The sequence below is a fragment of the Chitinophagales bacterium genome (genome assembly GCA_019694975.1).
GTDB lineage: Bacteria > Bacteroidota > Bacteroidia > Chitinophagales > UBA10324 > JACCZZ01.
This window is the reverse complement of sequence record JAIBAY010000002.1, coordinates 466,302-488,363: the sequence shown is the minus strand read 5'-3', so window position 1 is coordinate 488,363 and position 22,062 is coordinate 466,302. Positions and strand designations below refer to the sequence as shown.

The 22,062-nt window shown below is 45.3% G+C and carries 19 protein-coding genes; 13 read left to right on the top strand and 6 right to left on the bottom strand.

Annotation, left to right across the window (positions count from 1 at the left end; all coding sequences use genetic code 11):
- Positions 1–138: 138 nt before the first annotated feature.
- Positions 139–1,146 (bottom strand): T9SS type A sorting domain-containing protein, encoded by a 1,008-nt coding sequence (locus K1X61_05175; protein ID MBX7108022.1) that lies wholly within the window; start codon positions 1,144–1,146, stop codon positions 139–141.
- Between the two features lie 337 nt (positions 1,147–1,483).
- On the opposite strand from K1X61_05175, the gene K1X61_05170 reads away from it, so the two are divergent.
- The gene (locus K1X61_05170) at positions 1,484–2,359 is read left to right on the top strand and encodes a DUF1295 domain-containing protein (GenBank protein ID MBX7108021.1); all 876 of its coding nucleotides are present in this window, start codon (positions 1,484–1,486) and stop codon (positions 2,357–2,359) included.
- 42 nt (positions 2,360–2,401) lie between these two features.
- Entirely contained in the window at positions 2,402–3,034 is a 633-nt protein-coding gene (locus K1X61_05165) for a hypothetical protein (protein MBX7108020.1), read from the top strand.
- Positions 3,035–3,184: 150 nt separating this feature from the next.
- Here K1X61_05165 and K1X61_05160 read toward each other — a convergent pair whose 3' ends face one another.
- The 3 genes from K1X61_05160 to K1X61_05150 all read right to left on the bottom strand — a co-directional run bounded on the left by K1X61_05160 (position 3,185) and on the right by K1X61_05150 (position 5,722).
- Positions 3,185–3,793 (bottom strand): cupin domain-containing protein, encoded by a 609-nt coding sequence (locus K1X61_05160; protein MBX7108019.1) that lies wholly within the window; start codon positions 3,791–3,793, stop codon positions 3,185–3,187.
- 228 nt (positions 3,794–4,021) lie between these two features.
- On the bottom strand, positions 4,022–4,600 hold the full coding sequence (locus tag K1X61_05155) for a DUF1579 domain-containing protein (protein MBX7108018.1): 579 nt from the start codon (positions 4,598–4,600) through the stop codon (positions 4,022–4,024).
- Positions 4,601–4,729: 129 nt separating this feature from the next.
- Positions 4,730–5,722, bottom strand: coding sequence for an acyl transferase (locus K1X61_05150; GenBank protein MBX7108017.1), 993 nt, complete (start codon positions 5,720–5,722; stop codon positions 4,730–4,732).
- 73 nt (positions 5,723–5,795) lie between these two features.
- On the opposite strand from K1X61_05150, the gene K1X61_05145 reads away from it, so the two are divergent.
- Positions 5,796–6,245, top strand: coding sequence for a hypothetical protein (locus K1X61_05145; GenBank protein ID MBX7108016.1), 450 nt, complete (start codon positions 5,796–5,798; stop codon positions 6,243–6,245).
- Positions 6,246–6,282: 37 nt separating this feature from the next.
- Here K1X61_05145 and accC read toward each other — a convergent pair whose 3' ends face one another.
- A complete protein-coding gene (accC, locus tag K1X61_05140) occupies positions 6,283–7,782 on the bottom strand; it encodes an acetyl-CoA carboxylase biotin carboxylase subunit (protein MBX7108015.1) in 1,500 nt (499 codons plus the stop codon).
- A 214-nt stretch (positions 7,783–7,996) separates the two neighbouring features.
- On the opposite strand from accC, the gene K1X61_05135 reads away from it, so the two are divergent.
- The 6 genes from K1X61_05135 (at position 7,997) to K1X61_05110 (ending at position 13,383) form a co-directional block, all read left to right on the top strand.
- Complete coding sequence (locus tag K1X61_05135) at positions 7,997–8,650, top strand: heme exporter protein CcmB (protein MBX7108014.1); 654 nt, start codon at positions 7,997–7,999, stop codon at positions 8,648–8,650.
- Positions 8,651–8,789: 139 nt separating this feature from the next.
- Positions 8,790–9,509: a cytochrome c biogenesis protein CcsA gene (gene ccsA, locus K1X61_05130; GenBank protein ID MBX7108013.1), complete on the top strand. Its 720-nt coding sequence runs from the start codon at positions 8,790–8,792 to the stop codon at positions 9,507–9,509.
- A gap of 12 nt (positions 9,510–9,521) precedes the next feature.
- A complete protein-coding gene (locus tag K1X61_05125) occupies positions 9,522–9,755 on the top strand; it encodes a hypothetical protein (GenBank protein MBX7108012.1) in 234 nt (77 codons plus the stop codon).
- Positions 9,752–11,194 (top strand): Glu/Leu/Phe/Val dehydrogenase, encoded by a 1,443-nt coding sequence (locus K1X61_05120; protein MBX7108011.1) that lies wholly within the window; start codon positions 9,752–9,754, stop codon positions 11,192–11,194. The genes K1X61_05125 and K1X61_05120 overlap by 4 nt, the downstream gene beginning before the upstream one ends.
- 315 nt (positions 11,195–11,509) lie before the next feature.
- Positions 11,510–11,722 carry a hypothetical protein gene (locus tag K1X61_05115; protein ID MBX7108010.1) on the top strand — a complete coding sequence of 71 codons (213 nt, stop codon included), beginning with the start codon at positions 11,510–11,512 and terminating at the stop codon, positions 11,720–11,722.
- A gap of 431 nt (positions 11,723–12,153) precedes the next feature.
- A complete protein-coding gene (locus K1X61_05110) occupies positions 12,154–13,383 on the top strand; it encodes an NAD(P)/FAD-dependent oxidoreductase (GenBank protein MBX7108009.1) in 1,230 nt (409 codons plus the stop codon).
- Positions 13,384–13,387: 4 nt separating this feature from the next.
- Here the strand turns inward: K1X61_05110 and K1X61_05105 are convergent, their stop codons facing one another.
- A complete protein-coding gene (locus tag K1X61_05105; GenBank protein ID MBX7108008.1) occupies positions 13,388–14,326 on the bottom strand; it encodes a hypothetical protein in 939 nt (312 codons plus the stop codon).
- A gap of 323 nt (positions 14,327–14,649) precedes the next feature.
- On the opposite strand from K1X61_05105, the gene K1X61_05100 reads away from it, so the two are divergent.
- The 4 genes from K1X61_05100 (at position 14,650) to K1X61_05085 (ending at position 21,984) form a co-directional block, all read left to right on the top strand.
- A complete protein-coding gene (locus K1X61_05100) occupies positions 14,650–15,777 on the top strand; it encodes an AI-2E family transporter (protein ID MBX7108007.1) in 1,128 nt (375 codons plus the stop codon).
- A 304-nt stretch (positions 15,778–16,081) separates the two neighbouring features.
- Positions 16,082–17,224, top strand: a complete 1,143-nt coding sequence (locus tag K1X61_05095) for an efflux RND transporter periplasmic adaptor subunit (GenBank protein MBX7108006.1) — start codon at positions 16,082–16,084, stop codon at positions 17,222–17,224.
- A 27-nt stretch (positions 17,225–17,251) separates the two neighbouring features.
- Positions 17,252–20,389, top strand: coding sequence for a multidrug efflux RND transporter permease subunit (locus K1X61_05090; GenBank protein ID MBX7108005.1), 3,138 nt, complete (start codon positions 17,252–17,254; stop codon positions 20,387–20,389).
- 77 nt (positions 20,390–20,466) lie between these two features.
- Positions 20,467–21,984, top strand: coding sequence for a TolC family protein (locus K1X61_05085; GenBank protein ID MBX7108004.1), 1,518 nt, complete (start codon positions 20,467–20,469; stop codon positions 21,982–21,984).
- The last annotated feature ends 78 nt before the right edge of the window (positions 21,985–22,062 follow it).

Here is a 22,062-nt window from a genome sequence, read left to right as displayed (position 1 = left end):
GCTGCAGTCGGTACGAAAGGACGCTCATGATAAATAAGCTAATTGATAAGTCAAGCAAGTGAACAGGCCTGAGCAGCTTATTTACATCCGTGAAAAGGGCTGCCCGGCACGCAACCTTTTTCAGGGAAGGTTAAATGATTAATCCTTAACAAAACTTGTTGTCACCATCGCATTGGCGCTTGAAAGTTGCAGGTAGTAAATGCCGGGTGATAGTCCGCTGATGTTTATATGGTAGTCTTCTGTTGGGTAAAAATCAAGTGTCTTGTGGATGATTCGCTCACCCATTGAATTATAGATCGTGATTTGCCTGGATGCAGGATTATCAGCGGTAAAAATGTTGCTCATAATGGTGATGGCATCCGTAGCAGGATTGGGAAAAACAGATAGATCAAATCGCTGCATGGATGTTGTTACATTGTCCGACAGGTCGGTAGCTCCATACTTTTGTGGCATACTGCTTCTTTTCACCAAAACGGAGTATGGCTTTTCACTGTTGTATTGTGAAGCATCTTTGCCATACACCATGAAGCATATGGTATCATTTCCATTGAGATTTTTCAATTGACTTGATGAAGCTCCGATATAGCTTCCGCTTTTTGTGTATGCTGCAATCCTGTATTTTTCAGATCCACCATAATTCAGGGAAACAGTCAAAAAACCATCGCCCGGGAATGGTTTAATGCAGAAAAAATCGGTGTCGCCGGCAACGGAAACCGTGCCATATACCCAGTATTCTTCCGCACCTTCTGTCATCAAAGCCTGGCCCAGTTTATTATTAGGTTCCACCTCGAGTTTGCAGTTGAAGCAGGCTTCCTGTTGTGGCGACCAGTCGCTTTTTAGTACTGAACAGATACTCCTCATCTGAAATGTGAAGAAGCCAACATATGGACTTACCTGCAGGAAGGGCACCGTGGCTGAATAATTGGACCACGTTTGAGTTTTAAAGGGTTTGATCCGCAGTTTATATTTTGTCGCACCCGGAACCTGCAACCATTGGAAGGAGGCCACATCCGGTGCAGCGGAACCGGTGAAGATGACGGAGGGAGCAGCACATGTCTGACCCATCGCGTACGGTGATAACACTGTCATGTTAATGATTCCTAACACTATCATTGCTACCAGCCTGGAGAAGTAGAGTATTTTCATGTTGGGAGGTTTTGATTGTACATGTAATGATAACAAAAAATAAAATATAAAACAAGTATTAATAAGAAAAAAGCAAATGAGTATTGATTGTTCATTTAGCCTGCGCCCGGTTTATTGAATCGTTAGTTATGGTCTGCAACCTTCAACAATACCGGTTTAAGGCATTGTTGCAACGCCAATCTGCAGGAAAGTTGTATTCTCCGCAGCATGAGATTTTTTTAGTCTCAACATCCAACTGTTTTACAGCCCGTATTAAGTAATTCTTCACCATCAGGTTTTTCCTGTGCACGGATTTGTATACACTTCCTGATCAGGCCAATATTTGTATATTGTATGCATGCTGAAACGCTATCGTAAAGAGATCATCAGGTACTCTGTCATTTTCTTCGCTTATATCTTGTCTTTTGGCGCCGGATTCCTGTTTATCTTTTTTTTTCAGGATCAGCAATCCATTCTGGCCACCTCATTTTATGCTGATGTGATAGCAACGGTGGTGATATTCGTGATAGGTTTGCTGTTCCGGAATGCCAGCTTTTATGACCCTTACTGGAGCCTTGCACCATTTGCACTCTGTTTTTACTGGACATTTATGAGCCAGATCAATTACACCATGCGGTTCGAATACCTGATGCTGGCTTTAGCCGTGTGGGGCAGCCGTCTGACTTTCAACTGGGCACGGGGATGGAAAAGTGTGAAGCAGGAAGACTGGCGATATGGATTGTTACGCAAGAAAACCGGCGCTTATTTTCCTCTGGTTAACTTTTTCGGTATTCATCTTTTTCCAACTGCCATCGTTTTCTGCGCCATGTTACCGGCATACTATGCCGTGAGACAGCAGGCGTATGAATCGGGCATTCTCGATGTGCTGGCATTCCTGATCTGCTTGTGTGCCACATTGATTGAACTGATTGCGGATGATCAGCAGCGTAGTTTCCGTGAAGACCGGAAGGACGAACGCGACTTCTGCACCATTGGTTTGTGGCGGTATTCACGTCATCCCAACTATTTCGGCGAGGTTCTTTTCTGGTGGGGCATTTACCTCTTTGCACTGGCGGCAAGCATATCTTTCTGGTGGACGATTATTGGCCCGATACTAATGACTATGATGTTTATTTTCATCAGCATTCCCATGATGGAGGAACATATGCTTGCTAAAAACCCGCAGTACGTCCAGTATCAGCGTTATATAGCGATGCTGGTGCCGTGGTATTAATTCCTTTAGACAGGCCGGCATAGTTGAATTAACTTTGCGAAGATGGAATTACTTTCAAAACTTTCGCCGGCTGAAACACTGATGCTGCTCCGTCCTTATGAATCGAGGCTGCGCGATTTCATGCAGTTCACCATGATGGATTTACTCACACGGCAGGCATTGCACCTGCTGAACTATGATATGCAGCCCGTTCAGGGAAATGCAACATTGTCGTTAGCATACGTAGTGGCCGGACGAAATTTTAAAAAGGAAGAACCACTATTGCATGAAATGATTTTTCTCTACCCGTTTTATAAGAAGCCTGCATCAAAGATTTTATTCACGCATTTTATACAGATCGCCATTAAAGCGTCGAAAGGAGAGGAAAATTTCAAAAGAAAATATTTACTGGCAGGCGAATTAAAACCACTCATCCATATCGGCTTCTGGCAACGGATTTTTGGTTCATTCTCGCTAACGGAAGAAGGGAAAATGCAACAACAAGCTATCATCAGACATCTTAACTTCCTGGATAAGGAACTGCCCGTAATGATGAAAGAGCAAAAGGAGAAAGCCGGTGAATATATCAATCAGGTCAAGGGAAATGTTTTCCTCTTGAATGCACTTAAATTTGAATTGCTTCATCTGCTTGGTGCTGAAATCGGCAGGGTGGAGACGGAGCTGGAAGGAGGATAGTTCAATCTTCCGGAATTATTGAAGACGTGTATTCTCTGATTGATTTCCGGATGTTTGTCGCTTCAAAAAATTAATAGATAACCATATCTAAACGAAGCAGCATGCTATCGAAATGTTACCGGAGTATTTTAATGCATTGCCATACTCGCTTCACGCAGCGCGTCTTTGACCGATTACGATCATCGATGCTGTACCGGTAACAACGGCAGTATGCCTTGTTCCGGGCGCAATGTGGAGAAAATCACCTTCCTTATATTGTCTTGTCTGACCTGCAATGTTCATCTCACATTCTCCTTTGCAAATCAGGAGGTATTCCTCGTGTCCTTCATGCATCTCCTCCGATACAACAGCGCCTGGATTGGCAAACACAACATAGGTGAAATAATCTGCTGTTCCCGGAAGCTCTTTCATGATGAGATCAAAATCAGTACGCGGCATTTCAATGTTATGACTGTCGAGATAGGCCAGCCAGGAATCTACAGTTGATTGAATTGTTAATACAGGCGGAAGGCTGGATGGTAAAGGGGTGTCTGAAGTTTGAAGGGATGCAATAATCTTTTCTTTCATCTTTTGTGATGGCTTCAGTTTGGAACCCTCCACGGCATATAGCGCCAACACTTCATTGATAGCACTAATCTCCGCCTTCAGTTCCGGACTGTCAACGGCAAGCTGTTCTACCAGCAAATTTTCTTCTTCACTGGCAATGCCAAGGCAGTATAACTCAACAATACCGGATTCGATCAAATCTGCTACAGACATCTGTCGAAAGATTCCCTTTTATCACACCAGTTTTGCAGGCAGTGCGTAAGGCAAAAATAAATTTTTTCAGGCGATCGCTCAAATGGACGTCCTAAAGGCTTTATTGTGATCTGTGTAATTTTGAGGGTATTTGAAGTTGTTTGCAGTCTTTCAAGCTGTGTCAAGGCTTTTCTTGCTGCAGCCAGACTTGATTTATTGCAACACCCGGATGATGTGATGATAGTTGATTTACATTTTTGTCAGTGTCATCTCCATGGTTTTCATTTCCTTGCCTTTCCTTACTTCATACATTTGCATCACCTGCGTTTTTTCATCCTTAAATATGAAAACCTGGCGCATTGGAATTGATTTGCCGGTTGCAGGATCAATGCCATTCCCTTTGAATTCAATACCGTTTATATCATCACGCCATATGCCATCCATATACATAATGCCCGTACTCATATTATCAATCCATGAACTCACATACTTTTTGGATGCATTGTCAAAACCCATGGTTGAAATACCTTCAAATGGCATTCCCGACATTTCACCGTAATAATGTGATACCATATAGCGGTCGCCCAGGATCATTTCACTGTTGACCTTGGCATCCAGTGTCATGGGTGGTTGTGCAGGATCCATCCACATGAGTGTGCTGGCTCTCCAGTCACCGGCGCCTGCTGCCATTTTTTTATGTTCGGAGCCGGGTGTCATGTACGCTGACCAGGCTTTCATTTGTGCATCCATGTCGGCGTTTTGCGCTTTGCTTTGCTGAACTATCAGTGTTGAAATGAAAACTGCCAAAAGGGTTACTGATGCTTTCATAGTCATTTTTTTCTAAAAGTATAAAATCATCTTGAATCAATTAAGCGACTGACTGTATCATATGATACATTAAAATTGTTTGTTGCCCGATCTGCATACTGCGCTACTGCCGGTAACTTTGAAAAACAGTTAAGCTTCCCACATTAGGTTACATCCTCTCACATCACTGTCATCCATCCTTCCGAGTGTTTCGAAGGTATTATCCGGAAATGATTTGCCCAGGTCGGCAGTTGCAATGAAACAGCAGGAATCAATGTTGGCCAGGTCGATGATATTGATCGCACCGGTTTTGCCATGGCCAATCAGTTGCAATGGATCATTCACATCCCTGATCACTACTTTCATCCATGGCGGAGTGTGAAATTTCCTGTCATCCAGCATATAAGCCTGAGACAATAATTCCGTCATCCCATATTCGCTGTAAATCCTTTCGGTACCGAGTGCCGTACTTAACTTATGGTGCAGCGATTCACGCGTCAATTCTTCGCCTCGTCCTTTCATCCCGCCGGTTTCAATCACGCGCGTATGGCGCAGGGTGATATGGTATGCAGCAATAAATTCAAGGAGCCCGAAAGTCACACCAAGCAATATCGTCTGCTTTTGGTTTTCTTCCAGTTGCAGCAGTTGCCGGTACAGATCATTGAGATTATATCGGTAGAAGCCACTCTCCGGCGCACCGCTTTTTTCTATCAATTGCCTGACCATATACACCAGCGATGATCCTTCTCTTTCCAAATAAGAGGGCAGCAGGGCCAGCAGGCAACTATCTTCAGGCGGCCCCAGGAACATATTAAAGCATTTGCTGAAACTTTCGTTATAAAGTGGCAGATCACATACATGGTGACGGCTGATTTGCTGCCCGGTTGTGCCGCTGCTGCTGAAGATTTTTTGTACCGGCAGCGTTCCGGTTACTACCCTGTGTGTCTTGAAGAAATCAATCGGTAAAAAGGGGATCTGTTCAATACTTGTTACAGCGGAGGTATCAGTTTTTAATAAGGAGCAATATTCCCGATAGACAGGATTATGCTGGTACTGGTAATGGAAAAGATCTACAGCAACTTTTGTGAACGTGCTTTTGTCAGTATCAAAAACGCATGAACGGAGGTGGGTTCTGTCGGTCATCTTGCTTCCGGAGCATTTCATTAGCATGCATCCCTTTCATTGCAAAGAAAAGATTTTATAATTTCGGTGAATCATGAAATATCAGTTGCTTGTCACTGCGTTGCTATTAACCCTGTTGGCTTCATGTCTCAATCCGCCTGAGTATCCTATAGAGCCCGTTATCGTTTTTGATTCCATTTCAAAAACCTATGTGAAAGGGCAACCTGCTTTCGATTCCATAACGTTTGTTCTTTCATTTACAGACGGTGATGGTGATCTTGGAGCATCCAGCAGCGATACCGTCCCCAATTTGTTTTTCAAAGACAGCCGTACCGGCTTCATTAATACCTTTCAGTTTCCAAACATTACGCCGGAAGGCAACGTGAAAGATATCTCCGGAACGATCAGCTATGTGTTTTCCCCGTTTAACTGCCGCCCGGGCATACCGGTAGATACCTTCTTCTATACGATTTTTATCAATGACAGGGCAGGGCACATGAGCAATGAGGTTACCACACCATTGATCATCTGTGATTGCCGTTGATGGCATCTAAGTGAAACGAACGGCCACCTGCGGCCGGTTATGCCAGCCTGTTTTTTCTCCAGTTAGAATGTTGCACCGGACTTGCCATTGCAGAATTCACTTTTGATGGTACTTTATCAGCAGCCCCGGACAATGCAATACTAAGCAAGGCGGCGATTTCTTTTTCTTCAGTATCCTGTTCTTCCAATGAAATACTTCCCGGAACAAAATATTTTGGAATGAATCCGGTATCAAAATTTCCGCTTACAAAAGCCGGATGTTGTAGCACCCATTTTCCGAATGTCAGGGTGGTTTGAACGCCGGCGATCTCATATTCTTCAATGGCGCGGATGAGCCGCTCAATGGCTTCACTCCGGTTTTTACCATAGGCAATCAGCTTTGCCAGTAAAGGATCATAGTGGATGGGTATGTCCATCCCTTCTTCAAATCCGTCGTCCACGCGCACTCCGGGCCCTTGCGGACGACGGTATGTATTGAGCCGGCCGATATCAGGTAAGAAATTATTGAGCGGATCCTCGGCGCACACCCTGAGTTCCATGGCATGGCCATGAATAGTAAGGTCTTCCTGCCTGAAAGTCAGTTTTTCTCCGCGGGCAATCCTGATTTGCTCCTTCACAAGATCAAGGCCCGTAATAAATTCTGTCACAGGATGTTCCACCTGCAACCTTGTATTCATTTCCAGGAAATAATAATTGAGCTTGTCATCCACCAGGAATTCAACAGTGCCCGCATTATAATAACCACATGCTTTTGCTAATGCAATCGCGCTGTTTCCCATGGCCTTCCTCATTTCAGGTGTCAATATGGAGGAAGGTGCTTCTTCAATCAGTTTCTGATGCCTGCGTTGAATGGAACATTCGCGTTCAAACAGGTAAACAAGGTTTCCATGCTGATCGCCGAGAATCTGGATTTCAATATGCCGGGGTGCTGTTACATATTTTTCAATAAAGACTGAACCATCACCAAATGCGGCTTTGGCCTCGCTGATGGCGCGCGTTACCTGTTCTTCAAATTCTGCTTCATTTTGAACCACACGCATTCCTTTGCCACCGCCACCCGCCGATGCTTTTATCAAAACAGGATAACCGATGCCGGTGGCGATTTTTTTGGCTGTATCAATATCGCTGATCGGCTGTTCAGTACCGGGCACAAGCGGCACTTTATGTTTCTTCGCTGTTTCTTTTGCCGCAAGTTTGCTGCCCATCAGTTCCATGGCTTCCGGTGAAGGCCCGATAAAGATGAGTCCTTCTTCCCGCACTTTGCGGGCAAAGGCCGCATTCTCACTCAGAAATCCGTAGCCGGGATGAATGGCATCCACCTTCAAACGATGGCAGACCTCAATAATCTTATCACCTAACAAATATGATTGATTGGAAGGCGGCGGGCCGATGCAAACTGCTTCATCCGCATAACGCACATGCATGGCATTGCGGTCGGCTTCTGAATAAACAGCCACCGTGCTGATACCCATCTCCTTTGCAGATCGCATGACACGCATAGCAATCTCGCCCCTGTTGGCAATTAGGATTTTCTTCATGGGGGAAAAATAAAGAATGAAAAGTTGAAAATGAATGATAATCGTTGGTTTTTATGAGGATGTGATGGATTACTGTTTGTTTAGGATAACAGGTTGAACACGTTGTGAAAAAGAATGACCTTCACAAAACAATCAATGAATAGACGAAGGCCGCCAGCAGCAGAATGCAGGTAAGTATGAATCTGCATAAAAACTTCTGCTTAATTTCGCAGCAATGTGGCAGGAAACAAAAGCACTTATCCGAAAGGACATTCAGCTGGAATGGCGGCAGCGCTACGCATTCAGCGGAATAATGCTTTACCTCGCTGCAACGATTTTCCTGGTGTATATCAGTTTTATTGAAATGGATCCCGTTGTATGGGTTACCTTATTCTGGATCATCTTACTGTTCACGGCAGTGAATGCGGTGGCCAAGAGTTTTATGCAGGAAAACAAAGGGCGTATGCTGTATTATTATTCCATCGCTCATCCTCGGGCTGTTATTCTGTCGAAACTTATTTATAACAGCGGCATGATGTTATTGCTTGCCATTGTGGGAATGTCGCTTTATATGCTGGTGAATAAAAGTCCCGTTGAACAGTTGCCGTATTTCATCATTGTGGTGATGCTGGGAAGCGTCAGTTTCGGGCTCGCTTTTACGATGATGTCTGCCATTGCAGCAAAAGCCAATCAAAATGTGGCACTGATGGCAATCTTGAGCTTGCCGTTTATTATTCCTGTGCTATTGCTGCTGATTAAACTCACCCAAACCGCTTTACTGAATCACATTGAAAACTACCCTGTACGTGATTTTGCCTTGCTGTTCTCCCTCAACGTGATAATGGTTTCAATGGCGGTTTTATTATTTCCTTATCTTTGGCGCGAATGAAAATTAACGCTCTTCCATTCACGCAGCAGTTTGCCTTGCTTAACGATATCCCATTCCTGTTCATCTTTGCAGGCAGCAATTTACCAGTCAGAAGGTTATACTATTGTCCTGTAAACAGTCGGTCTTAATAGCAGCTTTTATGAAGCAATATTGGTGGAAAGTGCTGTGTGTATTGCTGATCACCTATACGATCATCGCGGGATTTCTGATGCCTTCACCTGCTTTACCGATTCTGCATGAATCGATCCGTAATCTTTATTTCCATGTGCCGATGTGGTTTGGCATGACGATCTTGTTGTTGATTTCAATGATATACAGTATCCGGTTTCTTTCACGGAATAACCTGGTGTTTGACATTTATGCCACCGCTGCGGCACGTATCGGCCTGCTGATGGGCGTGCTTGGAATCCTGACCGGCATGCAATGGGCCCGCACTACCTGGGGCGCCTGGTGGACGAATGATCCCAAACTCATGGGTGCTGCCGTGGGGTTACTCATTTACCTGGCCTATTTTGTATTACGCAATTCAATTGATGATATTGACCGCCGTGCCAAAGTTTCGGCAGTTTTTAATATCATGGCCTATGCTATTTTTATTCCTGCCATCTTCATCGTTCCGCGCCTGACGGACTCGCTCCACCCCGGAAACGGAGGTAACCCCGGATTTTCCGCTTATGACCTTGACGGAGGTATGCGGCTGGTGTTTTATCCTGCAGTGCTTGGCTGGAGTTTGCTTGGCATATGGATCATGACACTTGTTGCACGCATACGCCTGATGGAGATGAGTCTGACAGCCGGAAAGGAAATATTTAACACCACGGCAACTGCTGCAGAAGTTTTAGATTCACCCGGTTCCTAAAATAAATAGGCAATGAAAAGAGCGCTGATTTTTTTTACCCTGCTATTTCTGAATATTTTCCTGCTGAAGGCACAGGGCAACAGCCTCGATGAGCATGCAGGCAATTTCCTGCGTGAGTCAGGAAAATTATATGTAGTGATTACCATCCTCGTTACTATATTTGCCGGCATCGTAATTTTTTTGATTTTCCAGGAAAGAAAAATTTCACAACTCGAAAAAAAAATTAAAGACAACAACAAACCATGAAGAAAGAAACACAAAATGGCCACAGCTTTTTTCAGAATGTAGAGCGTTACTTCGACAAAGCGGCAAACTTTTTAAACTACGAGCCAGGGTTGCTGGCACAGATAAAAGCCTGTAACAGCGTTTACCAGATGCGTTTTCCCGTAGTTGTAGAAGATAAAAAAACCGGGAAGAAAAGCGTGGAGGTGATCGAGGCCTACCGCGTGCAGCACTCACAGCACAGGGTGCCCTGCAAAGGAGGCATACGCTACAGTCCTGATGTGAACCAGGATGAGGTGATGGCATTGGCAGCACTCATGACGTATAAATGTTCTATCGTGGATGTGCCATTTGGAGGAGCCAAAGGTGGTATCCGCATTGACAAAAAGAAATACAGCGATGATACAATTGAACGTATCACAAGGCGCTACACCACTGAATTGATCAAGAAGAACTTTATTGGCCCCGGCATTGATGTTCCCGCTCCGGACTATGGTACAGGCGAACGCGAAATGTCATGGATTGTCGATACCTATGTCGCCTTTCATCCTGGCGAGATTAATGCATATGGCTGTGTTACCGGCAAGCCCATTATGAATGGCGGGGTTCACGGCAGGAAAGAAGCTACAGGCCGCGGAGTTTATTTTGGCATTCGGGAAGCTTGTGCCGTGGCGGAAGACATGAAGAAGCTTGGTCTCACTACCGGCATTGAAGGAAAGAGAATCTCGGTGCAGGGATTAGGAAATGTTGGTTACCACTCCGCTAAATTTTTTGTGGAAGCAGGCGCCATACTTGTAGCGGTGTCGGAAATAGATTGCGCCCTTCTTAACCCTAAGGGTATGGATCTTGATGATATCATGAAGTGGAAAGCTGAAAAAGGAAACCTGCTTGCCTATCCCAAAGCAAAAATTGTGAAGAATCCGGGAGTGGCACTTGAAGTAGATTGCGATATTCTGATTCCCGCTGCACTGGAGAGTGTTATAACCGATGAAAATGCACCTCGCATTAAGGCAAAGATTATTGCTGAAGGCGCGAATGGACCGTGTACGCCCGGCGGGGAAGAGATTCTGCTTAAGAAAGGTGCATTGATCGTTCCTGATATGTTTTTAAATGCCGGCGGTGTTACTGTGTCTTATTTCGAATGGCTGAAGAACCTCTCGCACGTACATTTTGGCCGTATGGATAAACGTTTCAGTGAAAACACCAATAAGGTCTTTATGGATCAGATTGAAACCGTAACCGGGCAAAAATTAAATGCAGGCGCCAAACAATTACTCGAACACGGCGCAGAAGAAGTAGACCTGGTTAACAGCGGTTTGGAAGATACCATGATCAGTTCATACCAGAATATCCGTAAAACCTGGAAGCAGGATAAGCGGATAAAGGATATGCGCACTGCAGCATTTGTGTATGCAATTGACAGGGTGGCATCTTCATATACCACACTCGGTATCTGGCCTTAAACTATTTGGTGATAAGCATGAAAGCCGGTCAAACAATGGCCGGCTTTTTATTTGGATGAAACTGAGTGTTCATTTTTTTAAGGAGTCGTTGTGATATCCCAACCGTTTCCTCCTGACATTTTATTTGAATGCTGTTCTGCAACTGTGGCTTATATCCGCTTAGCAGTCATATTAAAGTTGCTTCAACGTATAGAAACATATGCGTTGGTACCGGTTATGTCATTTAAAATCAATGGTTTATCGAAAAATTCAGCTTCGTTGCCGCAGATTTTATATCTTGCGCGAAATTTTTTTAATTCTTTAAAACAAATCATAATGGGAAACTTCGGACGTCCGGCCACCAGACCGGCAAAAATGATGGATGGATTCTATATTGAAGTAGCGAATAAGGGATCCAAAATTAAAGGCGTGAAGATCAGGAATGAAAGCAGGGAGGCAATGGAAAATTCGGCCCGGGAGTATGCAAAGAATAAGGAAGTGACTATTCTGGGTGAGTACAAGAATGAAACCTGGGTCAACGGCAAATAACACCGCTAATCGTATAATTTCAGCGGAAGGGCAAGATCTGCGGGCGTGATCAATCATTCCATCTGACAAGTTAATTGCCGGATCATTTTTCCTCCGTATAGCAGGGTTACTTTATTCAATACACTTTGATTCACAGATACTTCAATCGGTGAATCAAAGTGTTTTTTATTGGGAGCCCTTTGAACTGCACAAAATATGCTTCCTTTGAAGTTTAAACGCAGACAGGGGAATGAGGTTAATTGATGTACATGCCTGGTTTTTCATGAGAAACTATTAAGCGAAAACCACTATGAGCAAAACAGGAGCCTTGCCCATCATATTTCCTGTGACTGTTGTATGGAATTTTATCGTCTGTAGCTTGATCACCAAATCATCCTTTTATTATGCTGCATCCGTACCACACTAACTGACAAAATCGATGTGCGTTATTCATGTCTAAAAAAACCTTGTTGGTCATTGGTGCCGGTGCAGCCGGTTTCTTTTGTGCTGTGAATGCAGCACGGCTGAATCCTGTGCTCAAGGTCATGCTGGTAGAGAAGGCTGGGCAGGTGCTGCGTAAGGTGAAGATAAGCGGTGGTAGCAGGTGCAATGTAACGCATGCCTGTTTCGACCGGCAGGAAATGGCAAATTGTTATCCGAGAGGCGGGCGTTTCCTGAGAAAGGCTTTTCACAGGTTTTTTACAACTGATACCATTGACTGGTTTCAAAGCCGGGGTGTTCCGCTGAAAACGGAAGCTGATGGAAGAATGTTTCCGGAAGCGAATACCTCGCAAGCGATAATTGATTGCCTGTTGCAGGAAATGCACCGGTATAATATAGAACTTCATCTGCATTTTGCGGTGGTAAAAATTGAACCGCTTGAACAAGGATTTCATGTGTATCAAAGCTCGGGCAACCGGCAGTTTGCTGATTTTGTAATGATAGCGTGCGGCGGTTTTTCGCAGGCAGCGCATTTTGAATGGCTCAGCAACCTGAAACTCAAACTGGAAGACCCGGTACCCGCGCTATTTACCTTAAATTTTTCAGGACATGCTTTAAATAAACTCATGGGTATCACGGCGACCAATGCCAGCATTAAAATTGCTGGCTGCAAAAAAAATTCATCGGGTCCCATTCTTATTACACACTGGGGGTTAAGTGGTCCGGCTGTTTTGAGGTTGTCTTCTTTCTTTGCCAGGGAACTGGCAGATGCCGGTTACCGGCTTAAGCTCATTGTGAACTGGTCTGCAACCTATAACGCACAAAGCCTGGCTGAAAAAATAAGGGAGCAACGGTTCATTGCCCCCGCCAAAAAAGTCAGCAATGGAAACTTTACCGGCATGGCCGCAAGGTTATGGGAATTCCTGCTGCATGAATCAGGCATTGATGACAACTGCCGCTGGGCGGATGTGTCAACCGTAATGATGAACCGGCTTGCCGTAAATTGCACGGCCTATGAGATGACAGCCAATGGCAAAACCACTTTTAAGGAAGAGTTTGTAAGTGCAGGCGGCATTGCACTGGAGGAGATAGATGTAAACTCAATGATGAGCAGGCGATACAAAGGGCTGTATTTCGGAGGAGAGATTATGGATGTGGATGGTATTACAGGCGGATATAATTTTCAGCATGCATGGACTTCAGGATTCATAGCTGCAGCACATATTGCGGCCAACGGCTAATCAATCATTTTGATTTCACCGCGCTCATCAATTGTTTAAGTTTCCACTTTTCCATCCAGGGCCCATCAAGGTTATCTTCATAGTAAAGCACTTTCTTCAGGAACGGATCATACACAATGATATCTCCGCAGTCTTCCAGTGTTTTAAAATGTGCGGTGGGGTAGTAGAGCATGAGGTAGCAATATTCACCTGAAGATTCATCAAACAATGTTTGAATGGAATCTTTTGACACCACCAGGTACTCATAAACATAATCTGACAGCACTTTGTCACTGATCAGAGGCTTGTCATCCAGGGCAATCGTTCCATCGGTGCAGGCACGGCTGATCAATAAAATCTTTTCACTGATCTGCCTGTCATTCTCATCACTTAGGGTCCATTTAACTGAATCTTTAACCATGCTTTTGATCTTATAATCAATGACCGTCTTAAGCGATTGGTTAAGCAATGACAGCATAATCTCATTATCAATCATACCCGCAGTAAGTTCGGCACGGTCGGGCCCGTAGCGGAATGAGCCCAGCACCTTTGAGCCACCTGTACCCGCTGCAAAAAGCAGCTTTGCCTGCTTATAACCACCTTGTGAAAGCACAAAGAAGAATTCTCTTTTCTTCGTAAGATCATCCGTAGTAAGCAACCGGATCGCGGCGGTTTTTTCATCCTTGGCGACGGGATAAAGGAAAAAATTTCTGTCGTTGATGACAGCGGTATCAAGTTGTGCGGCGGTAATATATTGTATTGGACTCACGGTCCACTGTTTTTCCAATGTGGTCTGAAACCAGGTATTGAATGAAGCATCAGCAGTCAGCACAGCATAGGTTTGTCCGTTCTGGAAGGCTTTCATGATTGCAGTCGAATAACTTTTGCTGACAAGTTGTGCTGCTGCCTGGTAATTGTATGCAGAAAGGCAGAGAAGGAAAAGAGACCAAAATATTTTTTTCATTGACGGCTGATGTTTTTCCGGATCAAACATACATATTACACATTATAATTGGTGTCTTCAGGCGAAGTTGAAATCTTATGAATAGTTTTTTTACCTGAATGGCTTTTTTTCGAATTAATGAAATCACGAAACCAAAATCTGCAAGATGAACTTAATCTCCTGCAGCATTATACGGGTAATGCAATAATGACTTTGGAAATAACATTTGATGACTGAATGCCTCAGAGCAACTATAGGCCTATTGATTGATATCCTGCCTTTTCTCAAATAAAGATGCTTAACTTTCCCGTACCACTCAATGGATACAATAAATCATATCTATCATGGAAGATAAAATGGAAAAAAAGCCGGAAGACGGCACGAATATCTGGAATACAGTGAATAAAGGTATTACCGCAAACCGAACGATTGATGAAATAGTTGATTTATTGATCAGGCTTTTTGCGCTTGGGTTACTGGTTTACTGGTCTTATAGCATCCTGCAACCATTCATCACCATTGCAATTTGGTCGGTGATCCTTGCTGTATCATTATATCCTGTTTACAATTCGCTGCGAAAAAGACTCTGGAACAAGAAGAAACTTGCGGCCGGTGTAATTACTGCTATTCTGCTCATGCTCCTGATTGCACCGGCAATATGGATGCTGATTGCTTCGGGATCAGAGCTCAAAGGATTAGCTGATCAGTTGAAAGCAGGCACCTTCAAGTTGCCGTTGCCCGGTGATGAGTTGAAAGGATTTCCGCTGATTGGTCCGTATCTGTATGATATCTGGAACAATGCTGTCAATAACCTGCAGGGATTTGCCATCGAGTACCAGGAACAGATAAAAGCAATTCTGATCAGGTTGTTCGGGCTGATAGCATCAACCGGCAAAGGCTTGCTGATTCTGGCAGTCTCTATAGTGGTGAGTGGTGTATTGCTGGCGTATGCAGATGCTGCAGCCGCTTTCACCGGTATGTTTTTCAAACGCGTTGCCGGAGACAGCGGATCAGAAATGACTAATGTTGCTGCAGTTACGATCCGTAATGTAACACGCGGCATTCTGGGTGTGGCGTTTATTCAGGCCATGTTAGCGGGTATCGGCATCTACATCGCCGGAGTGCCGCTTGCCGGACTATGGACGATGATCTGTTTTCTGTTGTCTGTAATGCAGTTGGGTATGTTGCCGGTTTCGGCCGGAGTTATTATTTATATCTGGACAGCAGCGCCCACATCAACAGCTATTATGCTTACAGTATGGATGGTGCTTGTAGGTACAGTAGATAATATTTTGAAGCCTATCCTGCTCGGGAAAGGAGCACCGGTGCCCATGCTCATTGTTTTTCTCGGAGCTATAGGAGGATTCATTCAATCCGGATTTATAGGCTTGTTTACCGGAGCTATTATCCTGACGCTGGGTTATAATCTTTTTATTGACTGGGTGAAGCAGCATCAAAAACCTCTTTCATAGATCAATTACTCGCATTCATGTTACAAGTACTGCTCATCTGCTGCAGCTATCGTGATCAATGATGGCACAAGCAATTCAGCGGCCGGCCAGTTTATTTTACAGGGGCGTTTATAGATAAGCGGGCATTGGCTAATTTTGACACCTGTAAATGGAATCTGTTGTTGAGCGGCCGCTTCTTATTCAAAGGTTGACAGGGCATCCTGAAAAAGCATACGGGTTCATGATTTTACAAAACGACAAGAACTGAATGCGGAAGTCATCAGACTTTTGCTAATTTTCACGCTTATTAAAGCGCATTAAGCCTATGAGATTATTCAAAGCTGATTATTTTATTATCGCCGTGCTGTGCAGCAGTACGCTCTTTTCATGTTCAAAGAAAGAAGAAAAAAAAGAAATAGTGCCTGAAGTAAATGTGGTGCTTGCAGGTCAGCAAACAGTGCCGCTTTTTTCTGAATACGTAGGTCAGACCTATGGCCAATCTGATGTTGAGCTGAAACCCCGCGTGGAAGGATGGATAGAGTCAATCAATTTTAAGGAAGGAAGCCTGGTTAACAAGGGACAGACACTCTATATAATTCAGGATGATCAGTTGCGTGATCAGGTTCAGGCAGCGCAGGCACAGGTTGCTGCAGCAGAAGTAATGTTGGTTAAAGCAAAAGCTGACCTCGACCGCGTGAGGCCGCTGGTGGAAATGAATGCATTAAGTCAGCGTGAGCTTGATGCTGCACAGGCAAACTACGAAGCACAGCAACAGTCCGTCCTTGCCGCAAAAGCAGGGTTAAACAATGCTAATACGCAGCTGAGTTATTCCAGGATTATTGCTCCCATTACTGGATTTATCGGAGTATCCAAAGTACAGGTTGGAGATTATGTCAACAAGTCGCTTGGTCAATCCTCCATCAATACCATATCGGCTGTTGGTGCGATGCGTGTGCGATTTTCCATTTCTGAAAACGATTATCTTAAATTCAAGGAAACGCTGACGGTTGAGCAGCTGCGCAATCTCGACGTACAGTTTATTCTGAGTGACGGCTCTTTGTTTTCTGAAAGAGGCAAACTTGATTTCGCCAACCGGGAGGTGGATCCCGCTACCGGCTCACTCCTTGTGCAGGCTTTGGTCGAAAATAAGACCCATCTCCTGAAACCCGGCCAGTATGTTAAGGTAAGAATCAAGGCCGGTGAATTACAAAACGCAGTGCTTCTTCCGCAACAAGCCATCAATCAGATGCAGAGTATCTATATGGCTTACCTCGTCAATGACAGTAACAGGATTAAGCCAAAACCGGTAACCGTCGGTCAGCGTGTCGGCAGCAATTGGGTTATTTCCAACGGTATTAAAGCCGGAGATAAAGTGGCGGTAATCGGCAATGCAATCATTAAACCGGATATGGAAATCAAGCCTGTTATGAATGCTTATGCTTATGATTCCACTTCTGTCGGTAATTAATTTTCATGTTAACCTCCTGCTCTATACATGTCTGAATTCTTCATACGCCGACCCATCTTCGCCATGGTGATTGCCATCCTGATGGTTATTCTCGGGCTGATTGTTTTAAGAGGTATTCCCATTTCCCAGTATCCGGAAATAACACCGCCGATGGTGCAGATTAATGCCTCTTATACCGGCGCAAATTCCGTCAACATGGAACAAACGGTGGCCACACCTATTGAACAGCAGGTAAACGGCGTAGAGAAAATGCTCTACATGCGTTCGGTAAATGCGAATGACGGAACCATGCGGCTGGAAGTGTCTTTCGATGTGGGCACCAATCTCGATAATGCCAACATGCTTACGCAGAACCGTGTGTCGCAGGCATCACCATTTCTTCCTCCGGAAGTTACAGCACTTGGTGTTACCACGAAAAAATCACTCACGTTTCCGCTGATGCTTGTTTCGCTGTCGTCGCCCAACAATACCTACGATTCAAAGTTTCTGAACAATTACGGTTTCATCAATGTGGTGGATGAATTGAAACGTATCAATGGTGTCGGTGATGTGTTTGTATTCGGAGGTTCGGAATATGCCATGCGGGTGTGGGTGAAGCCCGACCGGTTATCGCAATATGATCTGACTGTACAGGATGTGATCAGCGCGCTCAAACAACAAAATGTAATCAAACCCGGCGGAAGTTTTGGCGGTGAGCCTGCTGTTCCCGGAACGCAGAACACCTATACGGCCTTGTTGCAGTCACGCCTCATCAGCGAGCAGCAATTCAGTGATATTATCCTGAAGTCAAATGCCAACGGGGCACTGGTTCGTATGAGCGACGTGGCTCGTATTGACCTTGGCACTGAAAACTATACCATGACCAGCCGTATCAACGGTTCAGCGGCCTCTACCATTGCCATTTACCAGATTCCAGGATCGAATGCACTTGCGGTGGCCGATGCAGTGAAGGCAAAAATGGATGAATTGGAACAACGCTTTCCCCCCGACATGAAGAAAGACTTGTCGCTGGATACCACGTTAGCGGTAACCGCCGGTATTGATGAGATTCTCCATACGCTGCTGGAAGCTGTATTCCTTGTTATCCTCGTGGTATTCATATTCCTGCAGGATTGGAGGGCGACACTTATTCCGTTGCTGACCGTTCCGGTATCACTTATCGGAACATTTATGGTGTTTCCATTGCTCGGATTTTCCGTCAATGTTCTTTCATTGCTCGGGCTGGTATTGGCAATTGGTCTGGTGGTAGATGATGCCATCGTAGTGGTAGAGGCTGTAATGCATAATATTGAACACGGGTTGTCGCCGAAAGAAGCAACCAGCAAAGCCATGAAGGAAGTAGGAGGGCCTGTGGTGGCGATTGCCGTCATTCTCTCGGCTGTGTTTGTTCCTGTGGCTTTCACCGGCGGTATTACAGGAAGGCTTTATCAGCAGTTTGCTATAACGATTGCCATCTCGGTTTGCTTTTCAGCATTCAATGCGCTTACCCTGAGTCCCGCATTGGCTGCCTTACTGCTAAAGCCTAAAAAAGAATCGAAAGGCTGGCTTGCGCGTTTCTTTGCCGCATTCAACCGCATGTTCGACAGGTTTACGAACGGCTATGTGAAGGTTGCCGGATTCTTTGCCCGTAAACTGATTGTTTCAACATCTATTCTCGGTGTAATCATTGCCGTCGCGGTGTTGCTTGGTATGAAGATTCCTTCAGGGTTTGTGCCCGAAGAAGATCAGGGTTATTTTATCATCAGCACTTTATTGCCCGATGCGGCGTCGCTCGAACGAACCGATGGCGTTACCAGGAAGATTGAAGCCATCCTCAGTAAGATTCCTGAAATAGCTTTGTATACCACGGTGAATGGTAACAACCTGCTGAATAATACAGTCGCACCTAATGCGGCTACGTTTTTTATAACACTTAAACCATGGGAAGAGCGAAGCAAGACGGCAAATGACATAGCAAAGGAAATCAATGGCCTTGCCATGAAAAGCATTTCGGAAGCAACCGTGATTGCAATCGGACCACCGCCGATTATTGGACTTGGAAACGGTGCGGGTTTTACCATGATGTTACAGGACCGTGGCGGTAATTCGCCGCAATATCTTGCGGAACAGGCGCAGCGCTTTATTGCTGCAGCGAGCAAAAGGCCTGAGATCGGAAAGGTCTACACACTATACCGTGCAAACGTTCCGCAGAAAAGTATTGTGGTTGATAAGGAGAAAGTTGACAAGCTCGGGTTGAATCTCGATAATGTAAACAGTTCCATCTCCGTTTTGCTGGGCGGTTCATTCGTCAATAATTTCAATCAATTCGGAAGGCAATATAAAACCTACGTGATGGCTGATGCAGGTTACAGGATGAGGCCGGATGACTTGCAGCAGTTTTATGCGCGTAACAAGGATGGCGACATGGTGCCGCTTGGAACAGTGGCACAGGTTAGAGATACGAGCGGTCCGCAGTACACCAATCACTTTAATATTTACCGTGCCGCTGAAATAAACGGCATTCCTGCAACCGGTTACAGCTCATCGCAGGCTTTGCAGGCGCTGAAAGAAGTAGCCGCGGAAACATTGCCCGCCGACATGGGATATCAGTGGAGCAATATGTCTTTCCAGGAAGAAGCAGCGGCAGGAAGCGGTGGCACTGCGTTTCTTATGGCGCTTATGTTTGTATTCCTGATCCTCGCAGCGCAATATGAAAGCTGGAAACTTCCATTCAGTGTTCTGCTCGGAACACCATGGGCGGTGATGGGTGCCTTCATCGGGTTGGCTGTTGCAGGTATTTTTTCACTGAGCTACGTAAACAATATTTTCGCGCAGATCGGACTGGTGATGCTGATTGGCCTCAACGCAAAGAATGCTATCCTGATAGTGGAATTTGCGAAGATGAAGTATGATGCGGGAGAAGAAACCATCAAGGCCGCCATTGATGGCGCACGCCTCCGGTTCCGGCCCATCCTCATGACTTCGTTTGCCTTTATACTGGGTGTTATTCCATTGCTTACCGCCTCCGGTGCCGGTGCTGAAGGCAGGAAAGTGATGGGCATGGCGGTCTTTGCCGGTATGCTGGCGGCAACGATTATCGGCGTAATGCTGATTCCCTCTTTTTACGTGATGATAGAAGGCAAAAAGAAAAAGCAACTGGCAGCGTCGGAGGCGCAGGAGAAATGAGAAAGCAAGGTCAGTCTTATAAACCTGTAGCGGAAAACAGGCAAATTGGTCAATGGGTAAAATGGTTGCTGCAAAGCATGAACATAATACATTCCATTAAACAACGCAGTGATCGTGCATCAGGCATGCAGCAAAAACAGCTGCCAACTACTGCAATACATAAACTATTAACTGCGGTAAATTTTTCGCGGAACAAAAACACAAGCCAGGTTGTAGTCAACCGGAGCAGTTACCTGCTCTTGATAGTTTGCTGCGGCTCATTATTCAGCGGTTGTGTGGTGGGTGGGAAATTTACGCAGCCGCAGGTTGCCACGGATTCTATCTATCCTAACCAGGTATCAGCTGATTCCATTACCAATCTGACGTGGGTGGCACTATACCAGGACACCGTGTTGGCGCGTTTCATCAAGACAACCCTTGACAGTAACCGAAATTTACTCACTGCAGCGGCGCGCGTGGAGGAAGCAAGAGAAATAGCCGGTGTGGTAAAAGCAAATCTGTATCCTGCCATTGGGCTTTCTGCAGGAGCAGCCTATGGAACAGCTGGAACGGATGCACAAAAACTCGGACAACTCGATGGTGGTTCATTATCCGCATTCGGTACACTCAGCTGGGAAATTGATATCTGGGGAAAGCTGCGCCATGCAAAGCGCGCCGCACAAAGCGATTTCCTGGCAGAAATAGAAAACAGGAATGCTTTGCAGGTGAGCCTCATTGCGGAAGTTGCCAGTAATTATTTTATTCTGCGCGACCTCGACAACAGGCTCGACATCGCCAAACGCACACTGATCTCACGGCATGAAAATACCATGATCATTACGGCACGTTTTGATACAGGATATGTTTCAGAACTTGATAAATTACAAGCAGAGCAGCAGGAATATGTTGCGGAAGGCGCAATACCTGAATTCGAAAGGCAGATCACGCAGATTGAAAATGCGTTGCGTGTGCTGATGGGTATGAATCCGGGAACAGTGATCCGCGGGAAGCCGAATGTTGATCAGGTCATTGTTCCCACCATTCCATCCGGCATACCGGCTGAATTGCTCGACCGCCGCCCGGATATCAGGTCGGCCAGCCTGCAGATGCAGGCACAGTTCGACAGGGTAGGCGTTGCCAAAGCGAACCGGTTGCCGGTGATAAGTCTTACAGGATTGCTTGGTTTTGCCAGCCCTGAGCTCAACACGTTTTTAACTTCAGGTGGTTTTGCGGCAGGCGGCGGTGCAGGGCTGTTTGCCCCTTTGTTTAACTTCGGGAAGCTTAAGCATGCGACGAAAGCCGAAGAGTTCCGCCTGCAACAGTCAGCTTATCAATACCAGGAAACAATACTGGAAGCCTTTTCAGATGTAGATAACTCGCTGAAAAACTATGAAAGCTACACGCGTCAATACGACATTGTTCACCGGCAGGTAGAAGCAGCAAGAAAGGCACTGATACTTTCCGAAGCCCGCTATAATTTCGGATACACCGACTACACCGAAGTAATCATTCAGCAGGATAATCTCTTCAGCGCCGAATTGAATGAATCTTTTCTGCTGCAAAGCAAATTGAATTCAACTGTTAGTTTGTACCGGAGTTTGGGCGGAGGGTGGTAGTATTGTTTCAGTTGCAATGGCTGATAAAAGCCGGCAATAAAATTAATAGTCGCGATCTCAAAATACCTGGAGTCATCC